This window comes from Streptococcus sp. GMD1S, assembly GCF_000296875.1.
Lineage (GTDB): Bacteria > Bacillota > Bacilli > Lactobacillales > Streptococcaceae > Streptococcus.
Genome location: NZ_AJQY01000456.1, coordinates 1 through 1,058 on the forward strand (window position 1 = coordinate 1; position 1,058 = coordinate 1,058).

General features: G+C 34.8%; 1 protein-coding gene. It reads right to left on the reverse strand.

Annotated elements, in window-relative coordinates; all coding sequences use genetic code 11:
* On the reverse strand, nt 1–208 hold a 208-nt coding region (locus GMD1S_RS11215), incomplete at its 3' end, for a helix-turn-helix domain-containing protein (RefSeq protein ID WP_000347607.1).
* Nucleotides 209–1,058 lie beyond the last annotated feature (850 nt).

A 1,058-nucleotide genomic window follows, 5' to 3' on the forward strand; every position in this document is an offset into this window, starting at 1 on the left:
CTGATTCTTCGTCTAAGTTCCCAACCAGATAATCAACGGACACATTTAAAACTTGTGCAATTTTAACGAGATTCTCCTGTGTTGGTTTTTTTACTCCACGTTCCCATGAAGCGTAAGCAGGTTGCGAAATTCCCAGTTTTTCGGCAACTTCAACTTGAGTAAAGCTTGCCTTTTTTCTTAGTTCTTTTAAGCGTTCCGAAAAGTCCATTTTTAAGCCTCTAAAAATTTTAAAAATTTTTCCAAAAACCTCTTGACAAATATAACCAATGGTTATATAATATAAATATAGCCGATAGTTATATTGGTTTTAAAAATAATAATGCTAACTTCTAGCATCACGATCTTTGAAAATTAAATAAAAAGTGCGTCTGACAACCAGAGGACTGATTGCCAAAACTACACTAAACTTCGTACCTTTATTGTAAACGTTTTGGAAAGAAAAGTCAAGTCTGTTTGATGGTTGAAGTGAAGATTTAAAACATTTTTGTGGACTTCCACGCATTTCGGACTTTCGCACTTTTCCGAATAGTAAAGTGAACTGGCTTCGCCAAAAGGCGTAAGAGAATCTTAAGGGTATGACAATGACTACCTGATGAGATTGGCTGGGAAAGCGATGGTAATTCATGCAATGCACCTTGCTAAACGTTGCCACCGTGAAGGAAGAATCCTTCAACCAAATAACTTTTCTCTACTGCTGTCTATCTAATTTACTAGATAGATTTACTCTAGCTACTAAGTCCATTTTCTTAGTAGCTTTTTACTTTTACAATAAAGGAGAACATATGACTAACTTTTTTCGCACAACAATGTGAACGAATTTATAAAAACTACATTTTCACCTATGATATCTTTTCTACATCTGAACAACTCCAGGGACAACTCTATCATCAAGCCCAGAAGGATTTAGATAAACTTGCCAACCAATCACTGCTTACTGGCTTTTCTCAAGGTGAAGTACAATTTTATAGCAGAATGTTTAAACGAAAACTTTTTACTCATTATTACTCACGAGTGAAGCAACTAGCTTAACTCTTTTTATTTTACACTCAGAAAGGAAA